Source organism: Cellulomonas humilata (assembly GCF_030814415.1).
Lineage (GTDB): Bacteria > Actinomycetota > Actinomycetes > Actinomycetales > Cellulomonadaceae > Cellulomonas > Cellulomonas humilata_A.
Genome location: NZ_JAUSVB010000003.1, coordinates 486,453 through 508,599, shown reverse-complemented (window position 1 = coordinate 508,599; position 22,147 = coordinate 486,453). Strand labels below are relative to the sequence as shown.

Below are 22,147 nucleotides of genomic sequence, written 5' to 3'. Positions count from 1 at the left end.
GTTGTCGGAGGCGCGTGCCACGGTGGACGCATGGCCGTGACCCGAACGCAGGTGCTCCGCTATCGCATTCACGCCCAGCAGCTGGACCGGGCGCCGAGAAAGGATCGTCGTCCCGACGCGGCCACGATCCTCGATCTCGGCGTGCAGGACACCGGCCCGGACGGTGCGCTCTGGGCGCTCGCGCTGCGCGGCGTCCCCGTGACCGCACACCACTGGCCGCACGAGCTCGCGCTCGCGTGGACCGTCCGGGCTGCGCCCCACGCCTACCGCCGCTCCGACCTGCCGGCCGTCGAGAAGGCGCTGCGCCCCTACTCCGAGGCCGACGCCGCCAAGCGCGTCATCAACGCCTCGGCTCCCCTGGCGGACGCAGGCATCCCCGTCCTCGACGCGCTCGCGACGGTGTCCCGGACGATGCGTGAGGTCGTCGCCGAGCCCATGGTCAAGGGGACGCTCTCCACCCGGATGACGGCGGAGGTGACCGAGCCGTACCTGCGCTGGTGCCCGGGCTGCCACGCCACCCACATGTACGAGATGCCGTTCCGGCTCGCCGCGCTGCACGCGGGGCTGGAGCTGGAGCCGTACACGTCCCCGCCGGTCGTGCGCCGCATCCCGCGCTGGCCCGCGAGCCAGGTGGGGAACCTCGAGCGGGCGGACGACAGCGACGACGGACCGGTGGACCTGCTGCGCGGGCTCCTGCACCTGCTCGGGCCGGTCACGCCGAAGCAGGCGGCGGTGTTTCTCGACTCGACCGTCCGGGACGTGAAGGCCCGGTGGCCCGAGGACGCCGTGGAGGTCGACCGGGACGGTGCGAGCATCCTCGACGCCGACCTCGCCGCGCTGCAGGATCCGCCGCACGAACCGCTCGTCCGGCTGCTGGGCCCGTACGACCTGTTCCTGCAGGGACGCGACCGTGAGCTCCTGGTCCCCGACAAGGCCCATCACAAGGCGCTCTGGCCCACCATCGGCCGGCCCGGTGCCGTCCTCGCCGACGGGGAGCTCGTCGGCACCTGGCGACCGCGCGCGAAGGGCAAGCAGCTCGCGCTCGAGCTCGACGAGTGGGTGCCGTGGTCGGGTCGCACGAAGGCGGCGGTCGGGGTCGAGCACGAGCGGCTCGCGGAGTTCCGTGGGGTGACGCCTGCGTGAGCGTCAGAGCTCGGTCGGACGCCCGCGCTCGAGCACGACCAGCCGGTCCCGCCGGCCGTGCACCGTGAAGCGCTCCTCGACGGCGGCGAGCGGGTCGACGAAGTGCGCCCAGTCCGTGTGGTGCACAGGCACGATCCGCGCGCCGGGCAGGAGGTCCGCCGCCGCACTGGCCCTGGCCGCGTCGAGCGTGAGCGGCTCGGCCCCGAACCGGCCGACGTTGGCGCCGCCCACGAACAGCACGGCGACCTCGATGTCCGGGACGCGTCGGGCGATCGCGTCGACCACGTCCAGCGACGCGTTGTCCCCCGACACGTAGACCGTCGGCCAGCCGTCGGCCCGCAGCACGAACCCGGTCACCACGCCGCTGAGCGGCTCGGCGCCCTCCGGACCGTGCCGCGCGGGAACGGCCGTCACCGTGACGGCACCAACGGTCGCCTGCTCCCACGGGACCAGGCCCCGGACGCCCGGGATCCGCGCAGCGGCGTCCGGCGTCGACAGCACGGTCGGGACCGACGCCAGGAGCGACCGGCCTGCGTGGTCGAGGTTGTCGGCGTGCTGGTCGTGCGAGAGCAGCACGACGTCGACCGGACCGAGCTCGGCGAGCGGCACGGCCGGACCGACGAGCTTGCGCAGCGTGGTGCCGGTGCCGGGGTACTCCCCCGGCGGGTCGAACGTCGGGTCGGTCAGGAAGGCCTGACCCGCGTAGCGGAGGTGCACGGTGGGTCCGCCGACGTAGCTCGCGGTGATCGAGGTCATGCGGCCAGCCTCGTCGCGCGGGTTGATGACGACCAGTGGCCCGAAGGACGCTGTTCGCTAGGATCGGGCCATGCACGAGGTTGCCGTCGTCGCGTTCCCCAGGATCAGCCCGTTCCACCTCTCCGTGCCCTCCACAGTCTTCGCGGCACGCTCGCGCAGCGCACCGACCCCCCGCTACCGCGTCACCGTCTGCACCGAGGAGCCCGGCGCACTGGCCACCGACGCCGGCTATGACCTGCTCGTCGCGCGCGGGCTCGACGCGCTCGCCGACGCGCAGACCGTGGTGATCCCCAGCTGGCTCGTCGAGCGTGCCCCGTCCGACGCCCTGCTGACCGCGGTGCGCGTCGCGCACGACCGTGGCGCCCGCGTGGTCGGGCTCTGCCTGGGGTCGTTCGTGGTCGCCGCGGCCGGGCTCGTCGACGGCCGCGAGGTGGCGACGCACTGGTCCGCCGCGCCCGAGCTCGCCCGACGGCACCCGTCGGCGACCGTGCGGTCCGACGTGCTGTGGTGCGACCTCGGCGACGTCGTCACCTCGGCCGGGGTCGCGGCCGCCCTCGACTGCTGCCTGCACGTCGTGCGCACCGACCACGGCGCCGCGTTCGCCGCCGACGTGGCACGGGCGCTCGTGCTGGCACCCCACCGGGACGGGAGCCAGGCGCAGTACATCCCCGCGCCGGTGGCCCCCACTCCGTCGGCGGACCCGGTCGAGGTCGCGATGGGCTGGGCGACCGCCCGGCTGGACGCGCCGCTGGACCTCGACACCTGGGCGCAGAGCGTGCACCTGTCGCGGCGGACGTTCACCCGCCAGTTCCGTGCCCGCACCGGCGCGAGCCCGTCGCAGTGGCTCCTGCGGCAGCGACTGGTGCGTGCCCGGGTGCTGCTGGAGTCGACCGACGCGCCCGTCGAGCAGGTGGCTGCGTCGGCCGGGTTTGGGTCGTCGGCGGCGCTGCGCCAGCACTTCGCGCGCGAGTTCCGCACCAGCCCGCGCCAGCACCGGGCGGCGTTCCGCACGGCCCCGTCAATGATGTCGGTGGCCGGTCCTACGGTGGGCGGTATGCGTTCTCGTTCTCTCGCGGCGCCCTCGTGAGCCGCCGCGGCTGGATCCTCCTGGTCGCCGTCGGAGTCATCTGGGGCATCCCGTACCTGCTCATCAAGATCGCCGTCACGGACGTCACGCCCGTCATGGTCGTGTTCGTGCGGACCGCGCTCGGAGCCCTGCTGCTCCTGCCCTTCGCGCTGCGCGGAGGGGGCCTGCGGGTGCTGCGCGGACACTGGCCGGCTGTATTGGGGTTCGCGGTGCTCGAGATCGTCCTGCCGTGGATCCTGCTGTCGAACGCCGAGCGCACGCTGTCCAGCTCGACCACAGGACTGCTCGTCGCGACCGTGCCGATCGCCGCGGTGATCCTCGGCCGGCTCGTGGGCGACCGACGTCCCGTGGCGTTCGTGCGCTGGGTCGGCCTGCTCGTCGGCCTCGGCGGCGTGGCGCTGCTGCTCGGACCGGGGGCGGCCGGTGGGGACCCGTGGGCCGTCGCCCAGGTGCTCCTCGCGGCCCTCGGGTACGCGGCCGCGCCGATCATCGCGGACCGCGCGCTGCGTGACGTGCCCGCCATCCCGCTGACCGCCACCTGCCTCGGCATCACGGCGCTCGCGTACGCACCCGTCGTGCTCGTGACGGGTCCGCACCCGTGGCCGCCCGTGGACGCCGTGCTGGCCCTCGTGGGGCTCGGCGCGCTCTGCACCGCGCTGGCGTTCGTGCTGTTCTTCCGGCTGATCGTCGAGGTCGGCGCCGCGCGGTCCACCCTCGTCGCCTACCTCAACCCGGTCGTCGCGGTGGCTCTGGGCGCGCTGGTGCTCGACGAGGTCATCACGGTCACCGTGCTCGCCGCGACCGCGCTCATCCTGATCGGCTCGGCGGCTGCCTCCCGGCGCACGCGTGACGTCGACGATGCGGCGCCGACCACCGAGGACGTCCCGACAGCCGACGAGGTCAGAGTCACCCCCACCTGACGAACGACGGCCCCACCCTGCGTGGCAGGACGGGGCCGAACGGTCGGGACGGGTCAGGCCTCGACGACCACGGGGATGATCATCGGCCGACGGCGCAGGCGGTTGGACACCCACCGCCCGACGACGCGGCGCATGACCTGCTGGAGGACGTGCGCGTCAGAGTTGCCGTTGCGGGCCGACTCCTCCAGCGCAGCGGTGAGCTCCGGGAGGATGTCGTCGAACACGGCGTCCTGCTCGGCGAACCCGCGCGCGTGGATCTGCGGCCCGGCGAGCACCTTGCCGTCGGCGGAGCTGACCACCGCGAAGATCGAGATGAAGCCCTCGTCGCCGAGGATCCGGCGGTCCTTGAGCTCGACCTCGGTGATCTCCCCGACGCTGGACCCGTCGACGTACACGTACCCGCAGGGCACGGCGCCGACGATCCGCGCGCGGCCGTCGATCAGGTCGACCACCACGCCGTCCTCGGCGAGGACCACGCGGTCGGCGGGGATGCCGGTCTGCACCGCGAGCGCCGCGTTGGCCACGAGGTGCCGGATCTCGCCGTGCACGGGCATGACGTTGCGCGGCTTGAGGATGTTGTAGCAGTACAGGAGCTCGCCGGCGCTGGCGTGGCCGGAGACGTGCACCTTGGCGTTGCCGGAGTGCACGACGCGGGCGCCGAGCCGGGTCAGGCCGTTGATCACGCGGAAGACGGCGTTCTCGTTCCCGGGGATCAGCGACGACGCCATGATCACGGTGTCGCCGGGGCCGACGGAGACCTTGTGGTCGTTGTTGGCGATCCGGGACAGCGCCGCCATCGGCTCGCCCTGGGAGCCGGTGCACATGAGCACGATCTCGTCGTCGCGCAGGGTGTCGACCTGCTTGAGGTCGATCAGCACGCCGTCGGGCACCTTGAGGTAGCCGAGGTCGGCGGCGATGCCCATGTTGCGGACCATCGAGCGGCCGACGAGCGCGACGCGACGCTGGTGCGTGTAGGCCGCGTCGAGCACCTGCTGGACCCGGTGCACGTGCGACGCGAACGACGCGACGATGATCCGCTTGGTCGAGTCGGCGAAGACCTGGTCCAGGACGGGACCGATCCCCCGCTCCTGGGCCACGAACCCGGGCACCTCGGCGTTGGTGGAGTCGACCATGAACAGGTCGACCCCGCGCTCGCCGAGACGCGCGAACGCCCGCAGGTCGGTGATCCGGCCGTCGAGCGGCAGCTGGTCCATCTTGAAGTCGCCGGTGTGCAGCACGGTGCCGGCGGCAGTGTGCACGGCCACCGCGAGCGCGTCGGGGATGGAGTGGTTCACGGCGACGAACTCGCACTCGAACCCGCCGAACGTGGCGGTCTGCCCCTCGCGCACCTCGCGCGTCACGGGCTGGATGCGGTGCTCCTTGAGCTTCGCCTCGATGAACGCGAGCGTCAGCTTGGAGCCCACCAGCGGGATGTTCTTGCGCAGCCGCAGCAGGTACGGGACGGCGCCGATGTGGTCCTCGTGGCCGTGCGTGAGGATGATCGCCTCGATGTCGTCGAGCCGGTCCTTGATGTACTCGAAGTCGGGGAGGATCAGGTCGACGCCGGGCTGGTGGTCCTCGGGGAACAGGACGCCGCAGTCGATGACGAGCAGACGTCCGGCGTGCTCGAGGACGGCCATGTTGCGGCCGACCTCTCCGAGCCCACCCAGTGCGACGACGCGCAGGGCGCCGTCGGGCAGTGCCGGCGGCAGGGTGAGCTCGGGGTGCGGGTGACTCATGTGACTCCTGGTGGGATCAGCGCACGACGACGTCGAGCAGCCCGGCGGCCCGCAGGCCGTCGCGGATCAGCGCGAGCTCGTCGTCGGTCGCGGGGACGAGCGGGAGGCGCACCGAGCGCTCGGGCAGGACGCCCAGCACCTGGAGCGCGGCCTTCGCGGCGACGGCCTGGAAGCCGGCACCGTTGAGTGCGTCGATCGCGGGCATGATCGATCGGAAGGTCTGGAGGGCCGCCGTGTGGTCGCCGGCGTCGAACGCCGCGACGACCTCGGCGAGCTGGCGGCCCACGACGTGGCCGGAGACGCTGACGATGCCGACGGCACCGTGCGCCAGCAGGCTCAGCAGGGCGCTGTCGTCGCCGGAGTACCAGGCGAGGCCGGTCTCGGTGATCGACTTGGCCGCCGCGTAGGTGTCGCCGCCGGCGTCCTTCATGGCGACGACCCGGTCGTGGCCCGCGAGCGCGGCGATGGTCGCCGGTGCGAAGCGGACGGCCGTGCGGCCGGGGACGTCGTAGAGCATCACAGGCAGGTCCGTGGCGTCGGCGACGGCCTCGACGTGCCGGCGGACGCCGTCCTGCGAGGGGCGCGAGTAGTACGGGCTGACGACGAGCAGGCCGTGCGCTCCGGCCTCGGCCGCCTGCTCCGCCATGCGGACGGCGTGCGCGGTGTCGTTGGACCCAGCGCCGGCGATGACGGAGGCACGGTCGCCGACGGCCTCGACGACGGCCCGGACGAGCTCCGCCTTCTCGGGTGCGTGCGTCGTCGACGCCTCGCCTGTGGTGCCGTTGAGCACGAGCCCGTCGTTGCCGTGGTCCACGAGGTGCTTCGCCAGCTGTACGGCTCCGGCGAGATCGACCGCGCCGTCCGCCGTCATCGGCGTGACCATCGCGGTGAGCACGGACCCGAACGGGCGGGCGGGCGTGGAGGTGCGCGGCATGGGGCCCACGGTACCGCCCCGCGCGCGCCCGACGTCGTGGGGTTCCGCCCCTCAGGCGCGCAGGTACGTCTCGAACCGGTACCGCGTGCCGCCGGCCGACGAGACGTGCCAGCCGTGGTCGGGATCGGCGCCGGCGCGCCGCCAGGATCTCTTGTCCAGGGACGGGGCTCGGGTGTCACCGCCCACGTCGAGGGACACGACGGTGACCTCGACGCGGTGCGCGAGGGGAAGCAGGGCCCGGTAGACCTCTCCCCCGCCGATGACCCAGGCGTCGCGGTCGCCGACCAGCCGGAGCGCCTCGTCGATCCCGTGCACGACGAGCGCGCCCGCGGCCTCGAACTCGGGGCTCCGGGTCAGCACGATGTTGTCGCGGCCGGGCAGCGGCCGGAACCGCGACGGCAGCGACGCCCACGTGGCGCGCCCCATGATCACGGGGTGCCCGCGCGTGAGGTCGCGGAAGTGGGCCATGTCCTCCGGGACGTGCCACGGCAGCGTGCCGTCGCGCCCGATGATCCCGGTGGGGGTCTGGGCCCAGACGAGCGCCAGGCTCACACGGCCACCGGGGCCTTGATGGCCGGGTGGTACTGATAGTCGACCACCTGCACGTCGTCGAACGTGTAGTCGAACAGCGAGTCGGCCTTGCGCAGCTCGAGGGTCGGTGCCGGGTACGGCGTGCGGCTCAGCTGCTCGCGGACCTGGTCGACGTGGTTGTCGTAGATGTGGCAGTCCCCGCCGGTCCACACGAAGTCGCCGACGTCGAGGCCCACCTGCTGGGCGACCATGTGGGTCAGCAGCGCGTACGAGGCGATGTTGAACGGCACCCCGAGGAACAGGTCCGCCGACCGCTGGTACAGCTGGCAGGAGAGCCTGCCGTCGGCGACGTAGAACTGGAAGAACGCGTGGCACGGTGCGAGCGCCATCGAGGGGATGTCGGCGACGTTCCACGCGGACACGATGTGCCGGCGCGAGTCGGGGTCGCGGCGCAGGTTGGCCAGCAGCTCGGTGATCTGGTCGATGTGGCCGCCGTCGGGCGTCGGCCAGCTGCGCCACTGCACGCCGTACACCGGACCCAGCTCACCGTCGGGCGACGCCCACTCGTCCCAGATGGTCACGTTGTTCTCGTGCAGGTACGCGACGTTCGACTCTCCCCGCAGGAACCACAGCAGCTCGTGCACGATCGAGCGCAGGTGCACGCGCTTCGTCGTGACCAGCGGGAAGCCCGCCGACAGGTCGAAGCGCATCTGGTGGCCGAACACGCTGCGCGTCCCGGTCCCCGTGCGGTCGGCCTTCGGGGTGCCGGTCTCGAGGACGAGCCGGAGGAGGTCCTCGTAGGGCGAAGGCACGCGCAGGTCCGTCATGGTCGTCATGGTAGGTCGCAGGTGCGGAAACCCTGTGCCGTTCCGTCCGTGCGTCGGAGCCGCTCGGGAGACATACTCCTCGGTATGACGCCGCCGTCCCTGCCGCCCACCGTCGCTGCCCACGTCCCCACCGGGGTCCTGATCGACGGGGCATGGCGCCCCGCGAGCACGGGCCGGACGTTCGAGGTCGCGGACCCCGCGACCACCGAGACGCTCTTCGACGTGGCCGACGGCGGTGAGCAGGACGCCCTCGACGCCCTGACCGCAGCGCACGACGCGTTCCCGCAGTGGCGCGCGACCGCACCGCGCGTGCGCGCCGAGCTGCTCCGGGCGGTCTTCGACACGCTGACCGCACGCACGGAGGACATCGCCGCACTGGTCACTGCCGAGGGTGGCAAGCCCCTGGCCGAGTCCCGGGCCGAGGTCGCCTACGGCGCGGACTACGTCCGGTGGTACTCCGAGCAGGCCGTCCGCTTCGAGGGGTTGGCCCGTCGCGCGCCCTCCGGCGCCAACCACCAGCTGGTCCTGCGCCGACCCGTCGGTCCGGCGCTGCTCATCACGCCGTGGAACTTCCCGATCGCGATGATCGCCCGCAAGGTCGCCCCGGCCCTCGCCGCCGGGTGCACAGTCGTCATCAAGCCCGCCCAGCTGACCCCGCTGACCACCGCGTACGTCGCGGAGATCATCCGCGAGGAGCTCGAGGCCCGCGACCTGCCGACGGGCGTCATCAACGTGGTGCCGTCGGCGTCGGCGCGCACCATCTCCGGTCCCCTGCTGGCGGACCCGCGGCTGCGCAAGCTGTCGTTCACCGGCTCGACCGAGGTGGGCGCCGCGCTGCTCAAGGCGTCGGCGGACAACATCCTGCGCACCTCGATGGAGCTGGGCGGCAACGCTCCGTTCCTCGTGTTCGAGGACGCCGACATCCCGGCGGCGGTGCAGGGCGCCGTGCAGGCCAAGATGCGCAACGCGGGCCAGACGTGCGTCGCCGCCAACCGGTTCCTCGTGCACGCGTCTGTCGCGGAGGAGTTCACGGCCGGCCTGACCGAGGCGTTCGACAAGCTGGTCGTCGGGCACGGTGCCGACGAGGGCACCACGGTCGGTCCGCTCATCGAGTCCTCGGCGGTCGACCGGGTCGAGGAGGTCGTCGCGGAGGCGGTCGACGCCGGCGCGCGCGTCCGGATCGGCGGCGACCGGCCGAACCGCCCGGGCTACTTCTACGCGCCGACCGTCCTCGACCGGGTCTCCGCCGACCTGCGCGTGATCACGGAGGAGACCTTCGGCCCCGTCGCCCCGGTGGTGACGTTCGGCTCCGAGGACGAGGGGGTCGCCCTGGCGAACTCGACGCCGTTCGGGCTCGTGGCCTACGCGTACACCCGCGACATCGCCCGCGTGATGCGCCTGGCGGAGTCGGTGGAGACCGGGATGCTCGGCGTGAACCGCGGGCTGGTGTCCGACGCGAGCGCTCCGTTCGGCGGCGTGAAGTCCTCGGGCCTGGGGCGCGAGGGCGGCGAGGCCGGCATCGAGGAGTATCTCGACAGCGTGTACGTCGCGATCTAGTCCTGGGACGCTGTGCCACAGTTGCCCGCGTGACACAGGACGCCGAAGGTCGGGCCGCCATCCGGCAGGCCGTCTCGGTCTCCCTGGCGACGGGCCTGTACGGCGTCTCGTTCGGCGCGCTCGCCGTCGCCGCCGGGCTCACCGTCCCGCAGGCCATGGCGCTCAGCCTCCTGATGTTCTCGGGCGGCTCGCAGTTCGCGTTCATCGGGGTCGTCGGGGCAGGTGGGCTCGCCGGCGCGGCCATCGCGACCGCGGGCCTGCTCGGCGTGCGCAACGGGCTCTACGGGCCGCAGGTCGCGCCGCTCATCGACGCCCGCGGCTGGCGTCGGCCGCTGGCCGCGCAGCTGACCATCGACGAGTCGACCGCGGTCGCGACCGCCCACAAGGCGCCCCACGCCGCCCAGCTCGGCTTCTGGTGGACCGGCGTGGGCGTGTTCGCGCTCTGGAACCTGTTCACGCTGGTCGGCGCCGTGGCCGGGGACCGGATGGGCGACCCGGCGAGGTACGGGCTCGACGCCGCGGCGGCTGCGGCGTTCCTCGGTCTGGTCTGGCCGCGGATCACCGGCCCGGGCTCGCGCCTCGCGCAGACGGTGGCCGCCGGCGCGGTCGTCGTCGCCCTCGCGCTCACTCCCCTGGTCCCCGCGGGGATCCCGGTACTGCTGGCCGCCGTGGTCGCGATCGTCGCGGGCCTCGTCGCACGTCAACGGGAACCGGTCGCATGAGCACCGTCGCCACCTGGATCGCGCTGGTCGTGGCCAGCGCCGTCGTCTTCGCGCTCAAGCTCGCCGGCCACCTGGTGCCCAAGCACTGGCTCGCCGAACCGCGCGTCGCACGGACCGCCGCCCTGGTGACGGTCGCCCTGCTGTCCGCGCTCGTCGCGGTGCAGACCGCCACCCGCGGGAACGAGCTCGTGCTCGACGCCCGGCTGCCCGCGCTCGTCGTCGCCGCGATCGCGCTGGCCCTGCGCGCGCCGTTCATCGTCGTCGTCCTGCTCGCCGCCGTCACCGCGGCCGTGCTCCGCGCACTCGGCATGCCCTGAGATCGTGGGCACCATCGGCGGCCGTCGGCCGTTGGGGTGTCGGAACGCCCCGCTGGTGCTGCAGACGCGCCCGGCACCACCACTTTCCGGAGGACCCCGTGGCCACTCCCGCCCAGCGCAGCTCGCTCGGTTCGTTGATCTTCTTCTCCCGCTGGCTCCAGGTCCCCCTGTACCTCGGACTGATCGTCGCCCAGGCGATCTACGTCTGGCAGTTCATGGTCGAGCTCGGCCACATCTTCTCCGAGGTGTTCTTCCACGGCGGGATGGACGAGTCCGCGATCATGCTCGCCGTGCTCGGGCTGGTGGACGTCGTGATGATCGCGAACCTGCTGATCATGGTGATCATCGGCGGGTACGAGACGTTCGTGTCCCGGATCAAGCTCGACGACCACCCCGACCAGCCGGAGTGGCTCTCGCACGTCAACGCGAACGTGCTGAAGACCAAGCTGGCGATGTCGATCATCGGCATCTCGTCGATCCACCTGCTGGCCAGCTTCATCCGGGCCGAGGCCATCCTCGAGGAGCCGCACGGCAACGCGGTGCTCCTGTGGCAGACCGCGATCCACCTCGCCTTCATCCTGTCCGCCGTGGCCCTGGCCTGGATCGACAAGATCTCGGCCAAGCACCCGCCGAAGGCGGCACCCGTCGTCGCCGAGGCTCGGGGGCCCGTCACGAACCCGCCGAAGGCGTCGGACGACCAGCGCGAGACGGTTAGCGTTGTCTAGTGCCCCTGTTCACTGAGAACGCCGACGTCTCGGTCCGCCCCGCCATCCGCGGCGACGAGCACGCCATCGCCCGGATCCAGGTCGAGGCGTGGCAGCTGTCCCACGTCGAGGTCCTGGGCCAGGGCGCCCTGGACCTGCTCGACGCGTCGGCGATCGAGGCGCAGTGGGCGTCGGCCGTCTCCTCCCCGCCCGGGGCGGGCTACCGCGTGCTGGTCGCCTGCGACGGTCCGACCGTCGTCGGCGTCGTGTCGGTCGCCCCGGTCCCGACCCCGGAGAGCCGGCCGTTCGACGCCCCCGGCGGTGCGATCCTCGCGCTCGAGGTCGAGCCGGCGCACCAGCGCGTGGGCCACGGCTCGCGGCTGCTCGCCGCGGCCGTCGACACGCTCCGCGAGGACGGCGCCGACCAGGTGCACACCTGGGTGCTGGACGGGGACGACGCGCGTGCGCAGTTCCTGTCGTCCGCCGGTCTCGGCCCCGACGACGTGGTCCGCGAGCTGGTCTCGGGCCGGATGCCCGACGGGTCGACACGCACCGTCACCGAGCACCGCTGGTCCGCCTCGATCTAGGCCCGGTGCAGCCGGCTGGCCGTCCGCAGCGACTCGCGGGCGCGCCGCCGGTCCCCCGCCGCGTCGTACGCGAACGCGAGGAGGTACCAGGACCGCCAGTCGTCGGGCTGCGCCTCGGCCCGCTCACGCGCCGGCTCGAAGGCCTCGCGGGCAGCGGCGCGGTCGATGCGCCCACCGGGCGACCGGGGCAGGTCGTCGACAGGCAGCTCGTCGGCCTCCGCAAGCTCGTCGGCCATCCGCTGCACGTCGATCGCGAGCCGCCACTCGCGCGCGACCAGCCAGATCACCAGCGGCGGCAGGACCCAGAAGGCGATCCCCAGGCCGATCCCGACGGGTTCGCCGGTGCGGATGAGGGCGGTCGCGCGCGTGGCGACGAGCCACAGGTACAGGCCGAGCAGCCCGGTGAGCGCGACGGCAGCGGCGACGGAGGTCCAGCGAGAACGGCTGGAGCGGGCGGCCACGGTCACGCCAGGTCGAGCAGCTGCTCGAGCCCGACGGTCAGGCCGGGTCGCGAGCCCACCTGACGCACGGCCAGCAGGACACCGGGCATGAAGCTGACGCGGTCGAACGAGTCGTGCCGGATGGTCAGCTGCTCGCCGGCGTTGCCCAGCAGGATCTCCTCGTGAGCGACGAGCCCGCGCAGCCGCACGGAGTGCACCCGCACCCCCTCGACGTCGGCTCCGCGAGCCCCGTCGAGCGCCTGCGTGGTCGCGTCCGGCACAGGACCCAGCGCGGCGGCGGCGCGCGCCGCAGCGATCGCCGTGGCCGTGTGGTGAGCGGTCCCGGACGGCGCGTCGACCTTGTCGGGGTGGTGCAGCTCGATCACCTCGACGGACTCGAACCAGCGGGCAGCCCGCGCCGCGAACGCCATGGCCAGCACGGCACCGAGCGCGAAGTTGGGCGCGACCAGGACGCCGACACCGGGCCGGTCGGCGAGGTGGTCCCGCACGCGGGCCAACGACTCGTCATCCCAGCCGGTGGTGCCGACGACCAGGTGGACCCCCGCGTCGACGAGCGCGTGCACGTTGCCCTCGGTCGCCGACGGGACCGTGAAGTCGACCGCGACCTGCGCACCCGCGTCGACGACCACCGACAGGTCCGCGTCGGCGTCGACCGCAGCGACCAGCTCCAGGTCGGGGGCCTCCTGCACGGCGCGGACGACCGTCTGTCCCATGCGTCCCGCCGCACCCAGCACGGCCACCCTGATGCGCTCGCTCACGAGGAGAAACCCTAACGTCAGGCAGCGAGCCCGAGCGCCGCCGCGATGCCCGTCTCCAGCCGTCGCAGCTCCACGTGGCTGAGGCCGGTGAACCGCTCGACCTCCCGGGGCGGATAGCCGGCCCGCAGGTACCACTGCAGGACGGCGAGCGCGTCCTGCGGCCGGACGGGACCGGGCCCGACGGCGTCCCGGACGAAGGCCGAGAACCGCACGGCCGCCAGGAACGCCTCCGGGGTGATCCCGAGCGTCTGGACGACCTCCCGGTGCAGGACCCCGATCGCGAGGTCGGCGTCCCGGGCCAGGTCCGACGCGCGGACCAGACCGCGCTGCTCGACGACGCTGCGCAGCACCGGGGTGAGTGCCTCCAGCGGCGACCCGACCGGCGCCGGCACGGCGTGCGCCGCGAGGGCCGCGCCAAGGGCCGCGGCCGCGTCCGCGTCGCGCCCCTGGCCCAGCGCGGTCACGCACTCCTCCTCCACCCCCGCACCGAGCACTGCCGACACCTCGACGGGCTCGTGGGCGGATGCGTGGACACCCATCCGCGCGAGCGCCACCGGGTCGAGCTGGGCACCGAGGCGGACGGACGGACCCTGCTGCTCACGGACGAACGCCCGGTCGGCGAGCCCGCGGACACCGCTGGCGTCCGGGATGCGCAGCTGCGTGAGCGGGTCGATGTGCACACCGGGGGTGCCGACGGCCACGGTGACGAGGCCGTGCCCGTCCGGCAGCAGCACCTCGCGCTCCACGGCACCGGCGGGCAGTCGCACCACCCACAGGTGCTCGACGATCCCGCGTGCACTCGGCGGCGGCGCATAGCGCCGGTAGACGACCTGGTCGAGGGCCATGCCCCATCATCGCGCTCCCGGCACCCCCGGTGGGCGCCTCAGACGAACCTCCACAGGTGGTCGTCGGTCCCGTTGTCGTCCCACACGAGCGCCTGCGCACCCTGCGTGGTGGACATGGCATCCACACCCAGCACGCGGCCGGTCGCGTTCTGGAGGCGGAAGTACCCGTTCGACCCGTACCGCAGCCGCCACCGCTGGGTGGTCGAGCCCGTGTCCGTGGTGGAGACAGCCCGTCCGCCGTTGCCCGTGCCGTCCACCGCGAGCACCTTGCCCGTGTGCTGGTTGCGCAGCCGCAGCAGCCCGTCGCTGCCGAGCGTCGCCGTCCACAGGTGGTCCGCCGTTCCGGTGTCGACCCACTGCACGGCGAGCGCGCCGTCGGCGGTGGACATGCCCGAGACCCCGAGCACGAGCCCGCTGTTGCGGTTCTGCAGGCGCCGGGCTCCCGTGGGCACGACGCGCCAGCGGTTGTCCGTGCTCCCGTCGTCTCCCGACATGACCGCCTGCGCCCCCTGCGCGGTCGAGTTCCCCTGCAGTCCCAGGACCCGCGACGTGTGCACGTTGCGGACGCGGTGCGTGCCGTCGCCCGCATCCACCAGCACCCAGCGGTGGTCCGCCGTGCCCGTGTCGCCCCACTGCAGGACGCGCGCGCCGTCCGTCGTCGACATGTTCTCGACGCCGAGCACCTTGCTGCTGTGCACGTTCCGGAGCTTGAGCGCGTCGCCGTCGGCCACGAACAGCCAGTCGTGGTCGGCGGACCCGTTGTCTCCCCACTGCAGCGCCAGGCCGCCATCGGCGGTGGACATGCCCGAGACGCCGAGCACGAGGCCGCTGGCGACGTTCACCAGGCGGTACGGGCCCGACGAGCCCGTGGCCCCACCGCCCTGGCCGCCCGTGCGCCAGTAGACGGTGTAGTTGTGGCCGTGGGCGTCGTAGAACGGGCCGAGCCCGACGTTCTGCCCGTCGGCCTGCGCGGTGAACGCCAGCGAGGTGGTGCTGGTGCGGGTGACGGACGCGATGTTCAGCGCCGGCGGGCCGGACAGCGTGCGGTCGCCGTAGTTGCCGGACAGCAGGGTGGGACCATAGAAGACCGCCCCCGTGCCGGCGTCGTCGTTGGTTGGCTCCACCCGCACACTCATCGGCAGCCGGAGGGCGAGCGCGTCGCCCGCGGCCCAGGTTCGGGTGACAGACGCGTACGACCCCGGGGCGGCCGCGACGTCCAGCGCCGCTCCGTTCAGGGTCAGCGAGGCGCCCGTGGCCCAGGCCGGGATACGCACCCGGACCGTCCAGGACCCCGACGGGCTCCCGCCGATCGTCAGGGTCGTCGTGTCCCCGACGGGGTACGACGTGGCCTGGGTGACCGTCACGTTGCGGGCGGCCCACGTCAGGGTGGACGGCATGAACAGGTTGACCGTCAGCGTGGTGCCCTCGGAGAAGTAGATCGAGTCCATGAGCTTGGTGTTGGTCTCGATCCCGGTGCCCTGGCAGCACCAGAACGTCGTGTACGGCGTGGAGAACGTGCCGCCGCCCCAGGCCGGGCCCGAGGAGGGCGTGCCGCGCCGGCCGCCCGGACGCAGCGGCGTGAAGTAGGAGAACCCGCCCATCGAGTCGGACGGGTTCTGCGCGCCGAGCAGGTGGTTGAGCAGCGCCCGCTCGTAGTAGTCGAAGTAACCCGCGTTGTCGGGGTCGAGAGTCCACAGCTCGCGCGTGAGCTTGAGCATGTTGTAGGTGTTGCACTGCTCGGCCGTGTCGTTGTCCAGGTACGTCGAGATCGCGTTCGGGGGACGGAAGTGCTCGGCCTCGCTGTTGCCGCCGATCGCGTACGTGTGCGCGCCCACCGTGATGGCCCAGGCGTTGCGGGCGATGTCCCGGTACCGCGTCGCGCCCGTGGACTTGTACTCGCGCGCGGCACCGACCCACTTGGGCACCTGCGTGTTGGCGTGCAGGCCGTTCAGCTGGTCACGGTTGGAGGCGAGCGGGTCGAACACCGACGCGTGGTCGAAGCGCTGCGCCACGGTGAGCCAGCGCTGGTCGTTGGTCATGAGGTAGAGGTCGGCGAAGACCGCGTTCATGCCGCCGAACTCGACCCGCAGGGCGACCTGCATCTGCGACTGCGACAGCCGGCCGGTGCGAGCGTCCACCCAGCCCGCGAACCGCAGCAGGACGTCGCGCGCCTGCGTGCTGCCCAGCAGCCGCCAGACGTCCAGCAGGCCGGCGAGCGTCTTGTGGATCGCGTAGTACGAGACGTTGCCGGACCCGGTCTCGACGGCGTTGAAGTCAGACTCCGGGAAGCCGGACAGGTACCCCGTCGTGAACCCGGCGGCGCCGTTGTTGGCCTGGCACTTCGCCAGCTCCGCCACCATCGTCGCGGCCTTGTCGCGGCACGTCGTGTCGCCCAGCACCGCCCACGCCTGCGCCCAGGCCGTGAGGAAGTGGCCCTGGCTGTGGGTGCGGAACGGGAAGTTCGGAGCCTCCCAGCCGCCCAGCGCCTGGGCGCCCTGCGTGGACAGCCGGTGGTTGGCGCGGAAGTTGTAGAGCAAGCGGTTGACGTCGACGCTGCGCAGGTACGCGAGCGTGCGGTCCTGGTTCTGCGTCCAGCGGCTAGCGGTCAGCCGCACCTGGCCGAGCTCGAAGGGCCGGGCACGGGTGCCGATCTCGGCACGGGCCTGCGCCAGCTCGGCGGCGTGCGACCGGGCGATCGGCCCCAGCTGCGGGCCCGCTGCGGCGGCGAGGCCAGCCACGCCCGCCAGCTGCAGGAGCCGTCGGCGGGAGAGCGACGTGCTCGGTCGGGGGGACTCGGGTCGTCCGGGCTCCGGGTTCATGCCGAACCTCTCCGTCGAGGTGATGTTAGCGCTCACAATTGGTACCGGAGCGACGCTAGGCGGTACGCGGCCGTGCGTACACCTGCCGGAGAATCCGAAACGCTTCGCATGCTCAGATCGGCGCGCGACGACGCCGACGGGGACCAGGTGCGGGGTTCGGTCAGTCCCCGAAGGGACCCACGCGCACGACCGAGCGCGGACGCGACGCCAGGTCGGCCGCCAGGTCCTGCACGTCCTGCACGGTCACGGCACGGATCAGGTCGAGCGACTCGTCGATGCTCAGCAGGGACCCGTGCACCAGCTCGGACTTGCCGAGCCTGCTCATGCGCGACCCGGAGTCCTCCATGCCGAGCACCAGCCCGCCGGCCAGCTGTCCCATCGACCGCTCGAGCTCGGCCTGCGTGATCGGCGCATCGGCCATCCGCTCCCACTCGGCGACCATCAGCGCGACGACCTCGTCGACCTTGCCCGGCGTGCAGCCCGCGTACAGGCCGAAGACACCGGTGTCGGCGTGGCCGGACGCGAACGAGTACGTGGAGTAGGCCAGGCCGCGGCGCTCGCGGATCTCCTGGAAGAGACGCGACGACATGCCCCCGCCGAGCACGGCGTTCAGGACCGAGAGCGTGAACCGCTTCGGGTCCGTCGCGGTGAGCGAGGTGCCGCCGATGATGACGTTCGCCTGCTCGGTGTGCCGGCGGATCGTCAGCTCGACACCCGCGGCGGGGATCCCGCCCTGCCCGGCCTGCACCGCCACGTCGGTCGGCACCCGGCGGCTGTGCGGCTCCGCACCGGCGTCCAGCGGCCAGCCGCCCGTGGTGAGCGCCTCGTTGACCTGGGCGCACAGCACGTCGTGGTCCACGCCGCCGGCGGCCGTGACGACGAGCGTCGACGGCCGGTAGTGCTCGCGGTAGTGCTCCCAGACGGCGTCGCGCGGGACGGCGCGGATGGTGTCGGGGGTGCCGCCGATGGGCCGGCCCAGCGCGTGGGCGCCCAGCACGGCGGCGGCGAACTGCTCGTGGACGACGTCGCTGGGGTCGTCGTCGTTCATCGCGAGCTCTTCGAGGATCACGCCGCGCTCGGTCTCGAGCTCGTCGGTGTCCAGGCGCGCGGACGTGACCATGTCCGCGATGACGTCGACCGCCATCGGGAGATCGGTGTCGAGCACCCGTGCGTAGTAGCAGGTGTGCTCCTTGCCGGTGGCGGCGTTGGCCTCACCGCCGACGGCGTCGAACGCCTCCGCGATGTCCATCGCGGTGCGGCGTGCGGTGCCCTTGAACAGCAGGTGCTCGAGGAAGTGCGTCGAGCCGTGGTGGCCGTCGGACTCGTCGCGCGAGCCGACCCCCACCCACGCGCCGACGGTCGCCGAACGCAGGCCCGGCATGTGCTCGGTGAGCACCCGGACCCCGCCGGGCAGGACGGAACGACGCACGATGGCGTCGCCGTCCTGCCCGACGGACTGCTCGGCCCCGGGCTGACCCGGGCGGACGAGCGGGAGGTCCAGAGGCATCGTCAGGCGTCGACCGGCTGCGACGTGTCCTCGGCGGGAGCAGCCTGCTCGGCGTCCCCACCCTCGGAGCCCTCGTCGATGACCGCGTGCAGCGACAGCTTGCCGCGCGGGTCGATCTCGCCGATCTCGACCTGGACCTTCTGGCCCACGGCCAGGACGTCCTCGACGTTCTCGACGCGACGACCACCGACGAGCTTGCGGATCTGCGAGATGTGCAGCAGACCGTCCTTGCCCGGCGAGAGCGAGATGAACGCGCCGAACGTCGTGGTCTTGACGACCGTGCCGACGAAGCGCTCCCCGATCTCGGGCATGTGCGGGTTGGCGATCGCGTTGATCGCCGCACGCGCGGCCTCCGCCGACGGACCGTCGGTGGCGCCGATGTAGACCGTGCCGTCGTCCTCGATGGAGATGTCGGCGCCGGTCTCCTCCTGGATCTGGTTGATCATCTTGCCCTTCGGCCCGATGACCTCGCCGATCTTGTCGACCGGCACCTTCACCGTGATGACGCGAGGAGCGAACGGGCTCATCTCGTCGGGCACGTCGATCGCCTCGGCGATGACGTCGAGGATCGCCAGGCGAGCCTCCTTGGCCTGCGTCAGCGCGCCGGCCAGCACCGAGGCGGGGATGCCCTCGAGCTTGGTGTCGAGCTGGATGGCCGTGACGAACTCGCGGGTTCCGGCGACCTTGAAGTCCATGTCACCGAACGCGTCCTCGGCACCGAGGATGTCCGTGAGCGCCGCATAGCGGGTCTCACCGTTCACCGTGTCGGAGACGAGGCCCATCGCGATGCCCGCGACCGGCGCGCGCAGCGGCACCCCGGCGTTGAGCAGCGACAGGGTGGAGGCGCAGACCGAGCCCATGGACGTCGAGCCGTTGGAGCTCAGCGCCTCGGAGACCTGGCGGATGGCGTACGGGAACTCCTCGCGGCTGGGCAGCACCGGCATGAGCGCACGCTCGGCGAGCGCCCCGTGGCCGATCTCGCGACGCTTCGGCGAACCGACGCGACCCGTCTCGCCCGTGGAGTAGGGCGGGAAGTTGTAGTTGTGCATGTAGCGCTTGCGCGTCTCCGGGGAGAGCGTGTCGAGCTGCTGCTCCATGCGCAGCATGTTCAGCGTGGTGACACCCAGGATCTGGGTCTCGCCGCGCTCGAAGATCGCCGAGCCGTGCACGCGGGGCAGGACCTCGACCTCGGCCGAGAGCGTGCGGATGTCCCGCAGGCCGCGGCCGTCGATGCGGAAGCCGTCCGTGAGGATGCGCTGGCGGATGAGCTTCTTCTGCACCGAGCGGTACGCGGCGGACAGCTCCTTCTCGCGGCCCTCGAACTGCGCGGAGAGCTGCGCGACGACCTCGGCCTTGAGCTCGTCGAGGCGGTTCTCGCGGCTCTGCTTGTCCGCGATGCTCAGCGCGTCGCTCAGCGACTGCGTCGAGGCACCCTCGACGGCCGCGTACGCGTCGTCCTGGTAGTCGGGGAACGTCGGGAAGACCTGGGTCTCCTTGGCGGCCTTCGACGCCAGCTCCTGCTGGGCCTGCACGAGCACCTTGATGAACGGCTTGGCCGCCTCGATGCCCTGGGACACGATCTCCTCCGTGGGGGCGGTGCCACCCTCGAACTTGATGAGGTTCCAGGACTTCTCGGGCGCCTCGGCCTCGATCATGGCGATCGCGACGTCGTCACCCACGACGCGGCCGGCGACGACCATGTCGAACGTGGCGCGCTCGCGCTCGGAGTACCGCGGGAACGCGACCCACTGGTTGTCGATGAGCGCGATGCGCACACCGGCGACGGGGCCGGAGAACGGCAGGCCCGACAGCTGCGTCGAGATGGACGCCGCGTTGATGGCCAGCGTGTCGTAGGAGTCGTCCGGGTGGATCGACAGCACGGTGATGACGACCTGGACCTCGTTGCGCAGGCCCTTGACGAACAGGGGGCGCAGCGGGCGGTCGATCAGGCGGCACGCGAGGATGGCCTCGGTGCTGGGGCGACCCTCGCGACGGAAGAACGAGCCGGGGATCTTGCCGGCCGCGTACGACCGCTCCTCGACGTCGATCGTCAGCGGGAAGAAGTCGAACTGCTCCTTCGGGTGCTTGCCGGCCGTGGTGGCGGCGAGCAGCGTCGTCTCGCCGTCCAGGTAGGCGACAGCGGCACCGGCGGCCTGCTTGGCGATGCGGCCGGTCTCGAAGCGGACGGTGCGGGTGCCGAAGCGACCGTTGTCGATCACTGCCTCGGCGAACTGGATCTCGGGACCCTCCACGGGTGCCCTCCTCTTTGGTGAAGGCGCCGGCCGTCCGCGAGCGATCTTCGATCGAGGCCACCGGACTCCCCTCGCGGAGCTTCCGGAAGCCACTACCGAGGACCGAACCGAGCGGACCGACGCGGTGTGGTGGTGCTGGTGGTGCAGTCGTGCTGGTGGGCCCGTGGGGGCCCGACGCGGCACCAGCCCGGACCCTTGAGCGGGTCCGGGCTGGTGCGAGGCGTTATCGGCGCAGACCGAGCTTCTCGATGAGGCTGCGGTAGCGGTTGATGTCAACCTTCTGGAGGTAGCCCAGCAGGCGACGACGCTTACCGACGAGCAGCAGCAGTCCGCGGCGGCTGTGGTGGTCGTGCTTGTGGGTCTTGAGGTGCTCCGTGAGGTCCTTGATGCGCTGCGTGAGCATCGCGATCTGGACCTCGGGGGAACCGGTGTCACCCTCGTGGGTGGCGTGTTCGGTCATGATGGACTGCTTGACGGCACTTTCGAGCGGCACGGTTCTCCAGGTTGTCTCGTTGCGCGGTGCGCCGGGGCATGTCCACCCGGGCTCTCTCTGTCCGCGGCCGTTCGTACGGCAGCGACCATCGTACCAGGGGCGGCAGGTCGCTCCGGACGCCGGTGAGCTCAGGCGCGCAGGACCTCGCGCGTACGGTCGACGTCCTCGTGCATCCGCACGACCAGGTCGTCGACCGAGTCGAAGCGCAGCGTCGGCCGCAGCCGTTCGACCAGCTCCAGCACCACCACCTCGTCGTACAGGTCGAGGTCGGTGCGATCGAGGACGTAGGCCTCGACGCGGCGCTCGACGCCGTCGAACGTCGGGTTGGTGCCGATCGAGATGGCCGCGGGCAGGACGGCGTCTGCGCTGCCCGGGTCGACCGAGACGCGACGCAGCCAGCCGGCGTACACGCCGTCGGCGGGCACCATGCCGGTCGCGTCGGGTCCGAGGTTGGCGGTCGGGAAGCCCAGGTCACGGCCGCGTGCGTCACCGTGCACGACGGTGCCGCGTACCCGGTGCGGCCGGCCGAGCACGCGCGCGGCCTGGACGACGTCGCCGGCGTCGAGGAGCTCGCGCACCCACGTCGAGGACCAGCGTCGGCGCAGCGGGTCTGCGGCGCGGTCCTCGGCGCTGCCCGGATCGGCGGACGCGGCGGGGGTCACGTCGTCGATGACCTCGACCTCGAACCCGTGCTCGCGCCCGAGCTCGACCATGGTGGACAGGTCTCCGGAGTTGCCGGCGCCGAACCGTACGTCCCGCCCCACCACGACCGTGCGCGCGTGCAGCACGTCCACGAGGTACCGCCGGACGAACTCCTCGGGCGTCTGCCGGGCGAACTCCAGGGTGTACTCCAGCAGGAGCACGGCGTCGAGACCGGTGTGCTCGAGGAGCTCGAGGCGGTCGGCGTCGCCCGTGAGGAGCGGCGGCGCGGTGTCCGGCCGGTGCACCTGCTGCGGGTGCGGGCTGAACGTCACCGCGACCGCCTGCGCGCCGGCCGACGCGGCGTCGGCGCACATCCGGCGCAGCACGCTGACATGACCGCGGTGGACGCCGTCGAAGTTGCCGATCGTCACCACCGACGGACCGAAGTCCGCGGGCACGTCGGACAGCTCCCTCCAGACCTGCACACCTGCTCCTCGTCGTCCGTGCCCCACCTGCGATCGAGGGCTCGACGGACAAGCCTGCCAT

At 72.4% G+C, this 22,147-nt stretch carries 21 protein-coding genes; 8 read left to right on the top strand and 13 right to left on the bottom strand.

From position 1 onward, the window contains the following. Positions 1 to 30 precede the first annotated feature (30 nt). A complete protein-coding gene (locus tag J2X26_RS13395) occupies positions 31 to 1,143 on the top strand; it encodes a DNA glycosylase AlkZ-like family protein (RefSeq protein ID WP_307492972.1) in 1,113 nt (370 codons plus the stop codon). A gap of 3 nt (positions 1,144 to 1,146) precedes the next feature. Here J2X26_RS13395 and J2X26_RS13390 read toward each other — a convergent pair whose 3' ends face one another. Continuing rightward, entirely contained in the window at positions 1,147 to 1,899 is a 753-nt protein-coding gene (locus J2X26_RS13390; protein WP_307492970.1) for an MBL fold metallo-hydrolase, read from the bottom strand. A 70-nt stretch (positions 1,900 to 1,969) separates the two neighbouring features. Between J2X26_RS13390 and J2X26_RS13385 the strand changes: the two genes are divergently transcribed. Continuing rightward, positions 1,970 to 2,986 carry a GlxA family transcriptional regulator gene (locus J2X26_RS13385; protein ID WP_307492968.1) on the top strand — a complete coding sequence of 339 codons (1,017 nt, stop codon included), beginning with the start codon at positions 1,970 to 1,972 and terminating at the stop codon, positions 2,984 to 2,986. Then, positions 2,983 to 3,906, top strand: coding sequence for a DMT family transporter (locus J2X26_RS13380; RefSeq protein ID WP_307492967.1), 924 nt, complete (start codon positions 2,983 to 2,985; stop codon positions 3,904 to 3,906). The genes J2X26_RS13385 and J2X26_RS13380 overlap by 4 nt, the downstream gene beginning before the upstream one ends. Positions 3,907 to 3,959: 53 nt before the next feature. Here J2X26_RS13380 and J2X26_RS13375 read toward each other — a convergent pair whose 3' ends face one another. The 4 genes from J2X26_RS13375 to J2X26_RS13360 are packed head-to-tail and all read right to left on the bottom strand — an operon-like array spanning position 3,960 to position 7,946. Then, positions 3,960 to 5,645 (bottom strand): ribonuclease J, encoded by a 1,686-nt coding sequence (locus tag J2X26_RS13375; RefSeq protein WP_307492965.1) that lies wholly within the window; start codon positions 5,643 to 5,645, stop codon positions 3,960 to 3,962. 16 nt (positions 5,646 to 5,661) lie between these two features. Continuing rightward, positions 5,662 to 6,579 (bottom strand): 4-hydroxy-tetrahydrodipicolinate synthase, encoded by a 918-nt coding sequence (dapA, locus tag J2X26_RS13370; RefSeq protein WP_307492963.1) that lies wholly within the window; start codon positions 6,577 to 6,579, stop codon positions 5,662 to 5,664. A 51-nt stretch (positions 6,580 to 6,630) separates the two neighbouring features. Continuing rightward, positions 6,631 to 7,131, bottom strand: coding sequence for a dihydrofolate reductase (locus J2X26_RS13365; RefSeq protein ID WP_307492962.1), 501 nt, complete (start codon positions 7,129 to 7,131; stop codon positions 6,631 to 6,633). Next, positions 7,128 to 7,946 carry a thymidylate synthase gene (locus J2X26_RS13360; RefSeq protein WP_307492960.1) on the bottom strand — a complete coding sequence of 273 codons (819 nt, stop codon included), beginning with the start codon at positions 7,944 to 7,946 and terminating at the stop codon, positions 7,128 to 7,130. The genes J2X26_RS13365 and J2X26_RS13360 overlap by 4 nt, the downstream gene beginning before the upstream one ends. Positions 7,947 to 8,021: 75 nt before the next feature. Here J2X26_RS13360 and J2X26_RS13355 point away from each other — a divergent pair, with 75 nt between their 5' ends. From J2X26_RS13355 to J2X26_RS13335, 5 genes are all read left to right on the top strand, one after another. Then, a complete protein-coding gene (locus tag J2X26_RS13355; RefSeq protein WP_307492958.1) occupies positions 8,022 to 9,494 on the top strand; it encodes an NAD-dependent succinate-semialdehyde dehydrogenase in 1,473 nt (490 codons plus the stop codon). Between the two features lie 29 nt (positions 9,495 to 9,523). After that, a complete protein-coding gene (locus tag J2X26_RS13350) occupies positions 9,524 to 10,216 on the top strand; it encodes an AzlC family ABC transporter permease (RefSeq protein ID WP_307492956.1) in 693 nt (230 codons plus the stop codon). Next, a complete protein-coding gene (locus J2X26_RS13345; protein ID WP_055922133.1) occupies positions 10,213 to 10,533 on the top strand; it encodes an AzlD domain-containing protein in 321 nt (106 codons plus the stop codon). The genes J2X26_RS13350 and J2X26_RS13345 overlap by 4 nt, the downstream gene beginning before the upstream one ends. Positions 10,534 to 10,631: 98 nt before the next feature. Continuing rightward, positions 10,632 to 11,258: a TIGR00645 family protein gene (locus tag J2X26_RS13340; protein WP_307492954.1), complete on the top strand. Its 627-nt coding sequence runs from the start codon at positions 10,632 to 10,634 to the stop codon at positions 11,256 to 11,258. Then, positions 11,258 to 11,824 carry a GNAT family N-acetyltransferase gene (locus J2X26_RS13335; RefSeq protein WP_307492951.1) on the top strand — a complete coding sequence of 189 codons (567 nt, stop codon included), beginning with the start codon at positions 11,258 to 11,260 and terminating at the stop codon, positions 11,822 to 11,824. Before J2X26_RS13340 ends, J2X26_RS13335 begins: the two co-directional genes overlap by 1 nt. Here J2X26_RS13335 and J2X26_RS13330 read toward each other — a convergent pair. The 8 genes from J2X26_RS13330 to J2X26_RS13295 form a co-directional block, all read right to left on the bottom strand. Then, positions 11,821 to 12,285 (bottom strand): hypothetical protein, encoded by a 465-nt coding sequence (locus J2X26_RS13330; RefSeq protein ID WP_307493182.1) that lies wholly within the window; start codon positions 12,283 to 12,285, stop codon positions 11,821 to 11,823. The two genes, J2X26_RS13335 and J2X26_RS13330, sit on opposite strands and share 4 nt — an antisense overlap. 2 nt (positions 12,286 to 12,287) lie before the next feature. After that, positions 12,288 to 13,043, bottom strand: coding sequence for a 4-hydroxy-tetrahydrodipicolinate reductase (gene dapB / locus J2X26_RS13325; protein WP_307492950.1), 756 nt, complete (start codon positions 13,041 to 13,043; stop codon positions 12,288 to 12,290). Positions 13,044 to 13,060: 17 nt separating this feature from the next. Further along, positions 13,061 to 13,888 (bottom strand): hypothetical protein, encoded by an 828-nt coding sequence (locus tag J2X26_RS13320; RefSeq protein WP_307492948.1) that lies wholly within the window; start codon positions 13,886 to 13,888, stop codon positions 13,061 to 13,063. A 38-nt stretch (positions 13,889 to 13,926) separates the two neighbouring features. Beyond that, complete coding sequence (locus J2X26_RS13315; protein WP_307492946.1) at positions 13,927 to 16,743, bottom strand: beta-L-arabinofuranosidase domain-containing protein; 2,817 nt, start codon at positions 16,741 to 16,743, stop codon at positions 13,927 to 13,929. 124 nt (positions 16,744 to 16,867) lie between these two features. Then, complete coding sequence (locus J2X26_RS13310; protein ID WP_307492944.1) at positions 16,868 to 18,214, bottom strand: M16 family metallopeptidase; 1,347 nt, start codon at positions 18,212 to 18,214, stop codon at positions 16,868 to 16,870. A 2-nt stretch (positions 18,215 to 18,216) separates the two neighbouring features. After that, complete coding sequence (locus J2X26_RS13305; protein ID WP_307492942.1) at positions 18,217 to 20,466, bottom strand: polyribonucleotide nucleotidyltransferase; 2,250 nt, start codon at positions 20,464 to 20,466, stop codon at positions 18,217 to 18,219. Positions 20,467 to 20,689: 223 nt separating this feature from the next. Beyond that, positions 20,690 to 20,959 carry a 30S ribosomal protein S15 gene (gene rpsO / locus J2X26_RS13300; protein WP_055922151.1) on the bottom strand — a complete coding sequence of 90 codons (270 nt, stop codon included), beginning with the start codon at positions 20,957 to 20,959 and terminating at the stop codon, positions 20,690 to 20,692. 128 nt (positions 20,960 to 21,087) lie between these two features. Continuing rightward, entirely contained in the window at positions 21,088 to 22,086 is a 999-nt protein-coding gene (locus J2X26_RS13295; RefSeq protein WP_307492938.1) for a bifunctional riboflavin kinase/FAD synthetase, read from the bottom strand. Between the last annotated feature and the right edge of the window lie 61 nt (positions 22,087 to 22,147).

Excerpts from the sequence above, each read along its gene's own strand:
- J2X26_RS13395 (WP_307492972.1), top strand. The coding sequence starts at position 31 with ATGGCCGTGACCCGAACGCAGGTGCTCCGCTATCGCATTCACGCCCAG.
- J2X26_RS13390 (WP_307492970.1), bottom strand. The coding sequence starts at position 1,899 with ATGACCTCGATCACCGCGAGCTACGTCGGCGGACCCACCGTGCACCTC.
- J2X26_RS13385 (WP_307492968.1), top strand. The coding sequence starts at position 1,970 with ATGCACGAGGTTGCCGTCGTCGCGTTCCCCAGGATCAGCCCGTTCCAC.
- J2X26_RS13375 (WP_307492965.1), bottom strand. The coding sequence starts at position 5,645 with ATGAGTCACCCGCACCCCGAGCTCACCCTGCCGCCGGCACTGCCCGAC.
- dapA (WP_307492963.1), bottom strand. The coding sequence starts at position 6,579 with ATGCCGCGCACCTCCACGCCCGCCCGCCCGTTCGGGTCCGTGCTCACC.
- J2X26_RS13360 (WP_307492960.1), bottom strand. The coding sequence starts at position 7,946 with ATGACGACCATGACGGACCTGCGCGTGCCTTCGCCCTACGAGGACCTC.
- J2X26_RS13355 (WP_307492958.1), top strand. The coding sequence starts at position 8,022 with ATGACGCCGCCGTCCCTGCCGCCCACCGTCGCTGCCCACGTCCCCACC.
- J2X26_RS13345 (WP_055922133.1), top strand. The coding sequence starts at position 10,213 with ATGAGCACCGTCGCCACCTGGATCGCGCTGGTCGTGGCCAGCGCCGTC.
- J2X26_RS13320 (WP_307492948.1), bottom strand. The coding sequence starts at position 13,888 with ATGGCCCTCGACCAGGTCGTCTACCGGCGCTATGCGCCGCCGCCGAGT.
- J2X26_RS13310 (WP_307492944.1), bottom strand. The coding sequence starts at position 18,214 with ATGCCTCTGGACCTCCCGCTCGTCCGCCCGGGTCAGCCCGGGGCCGAG.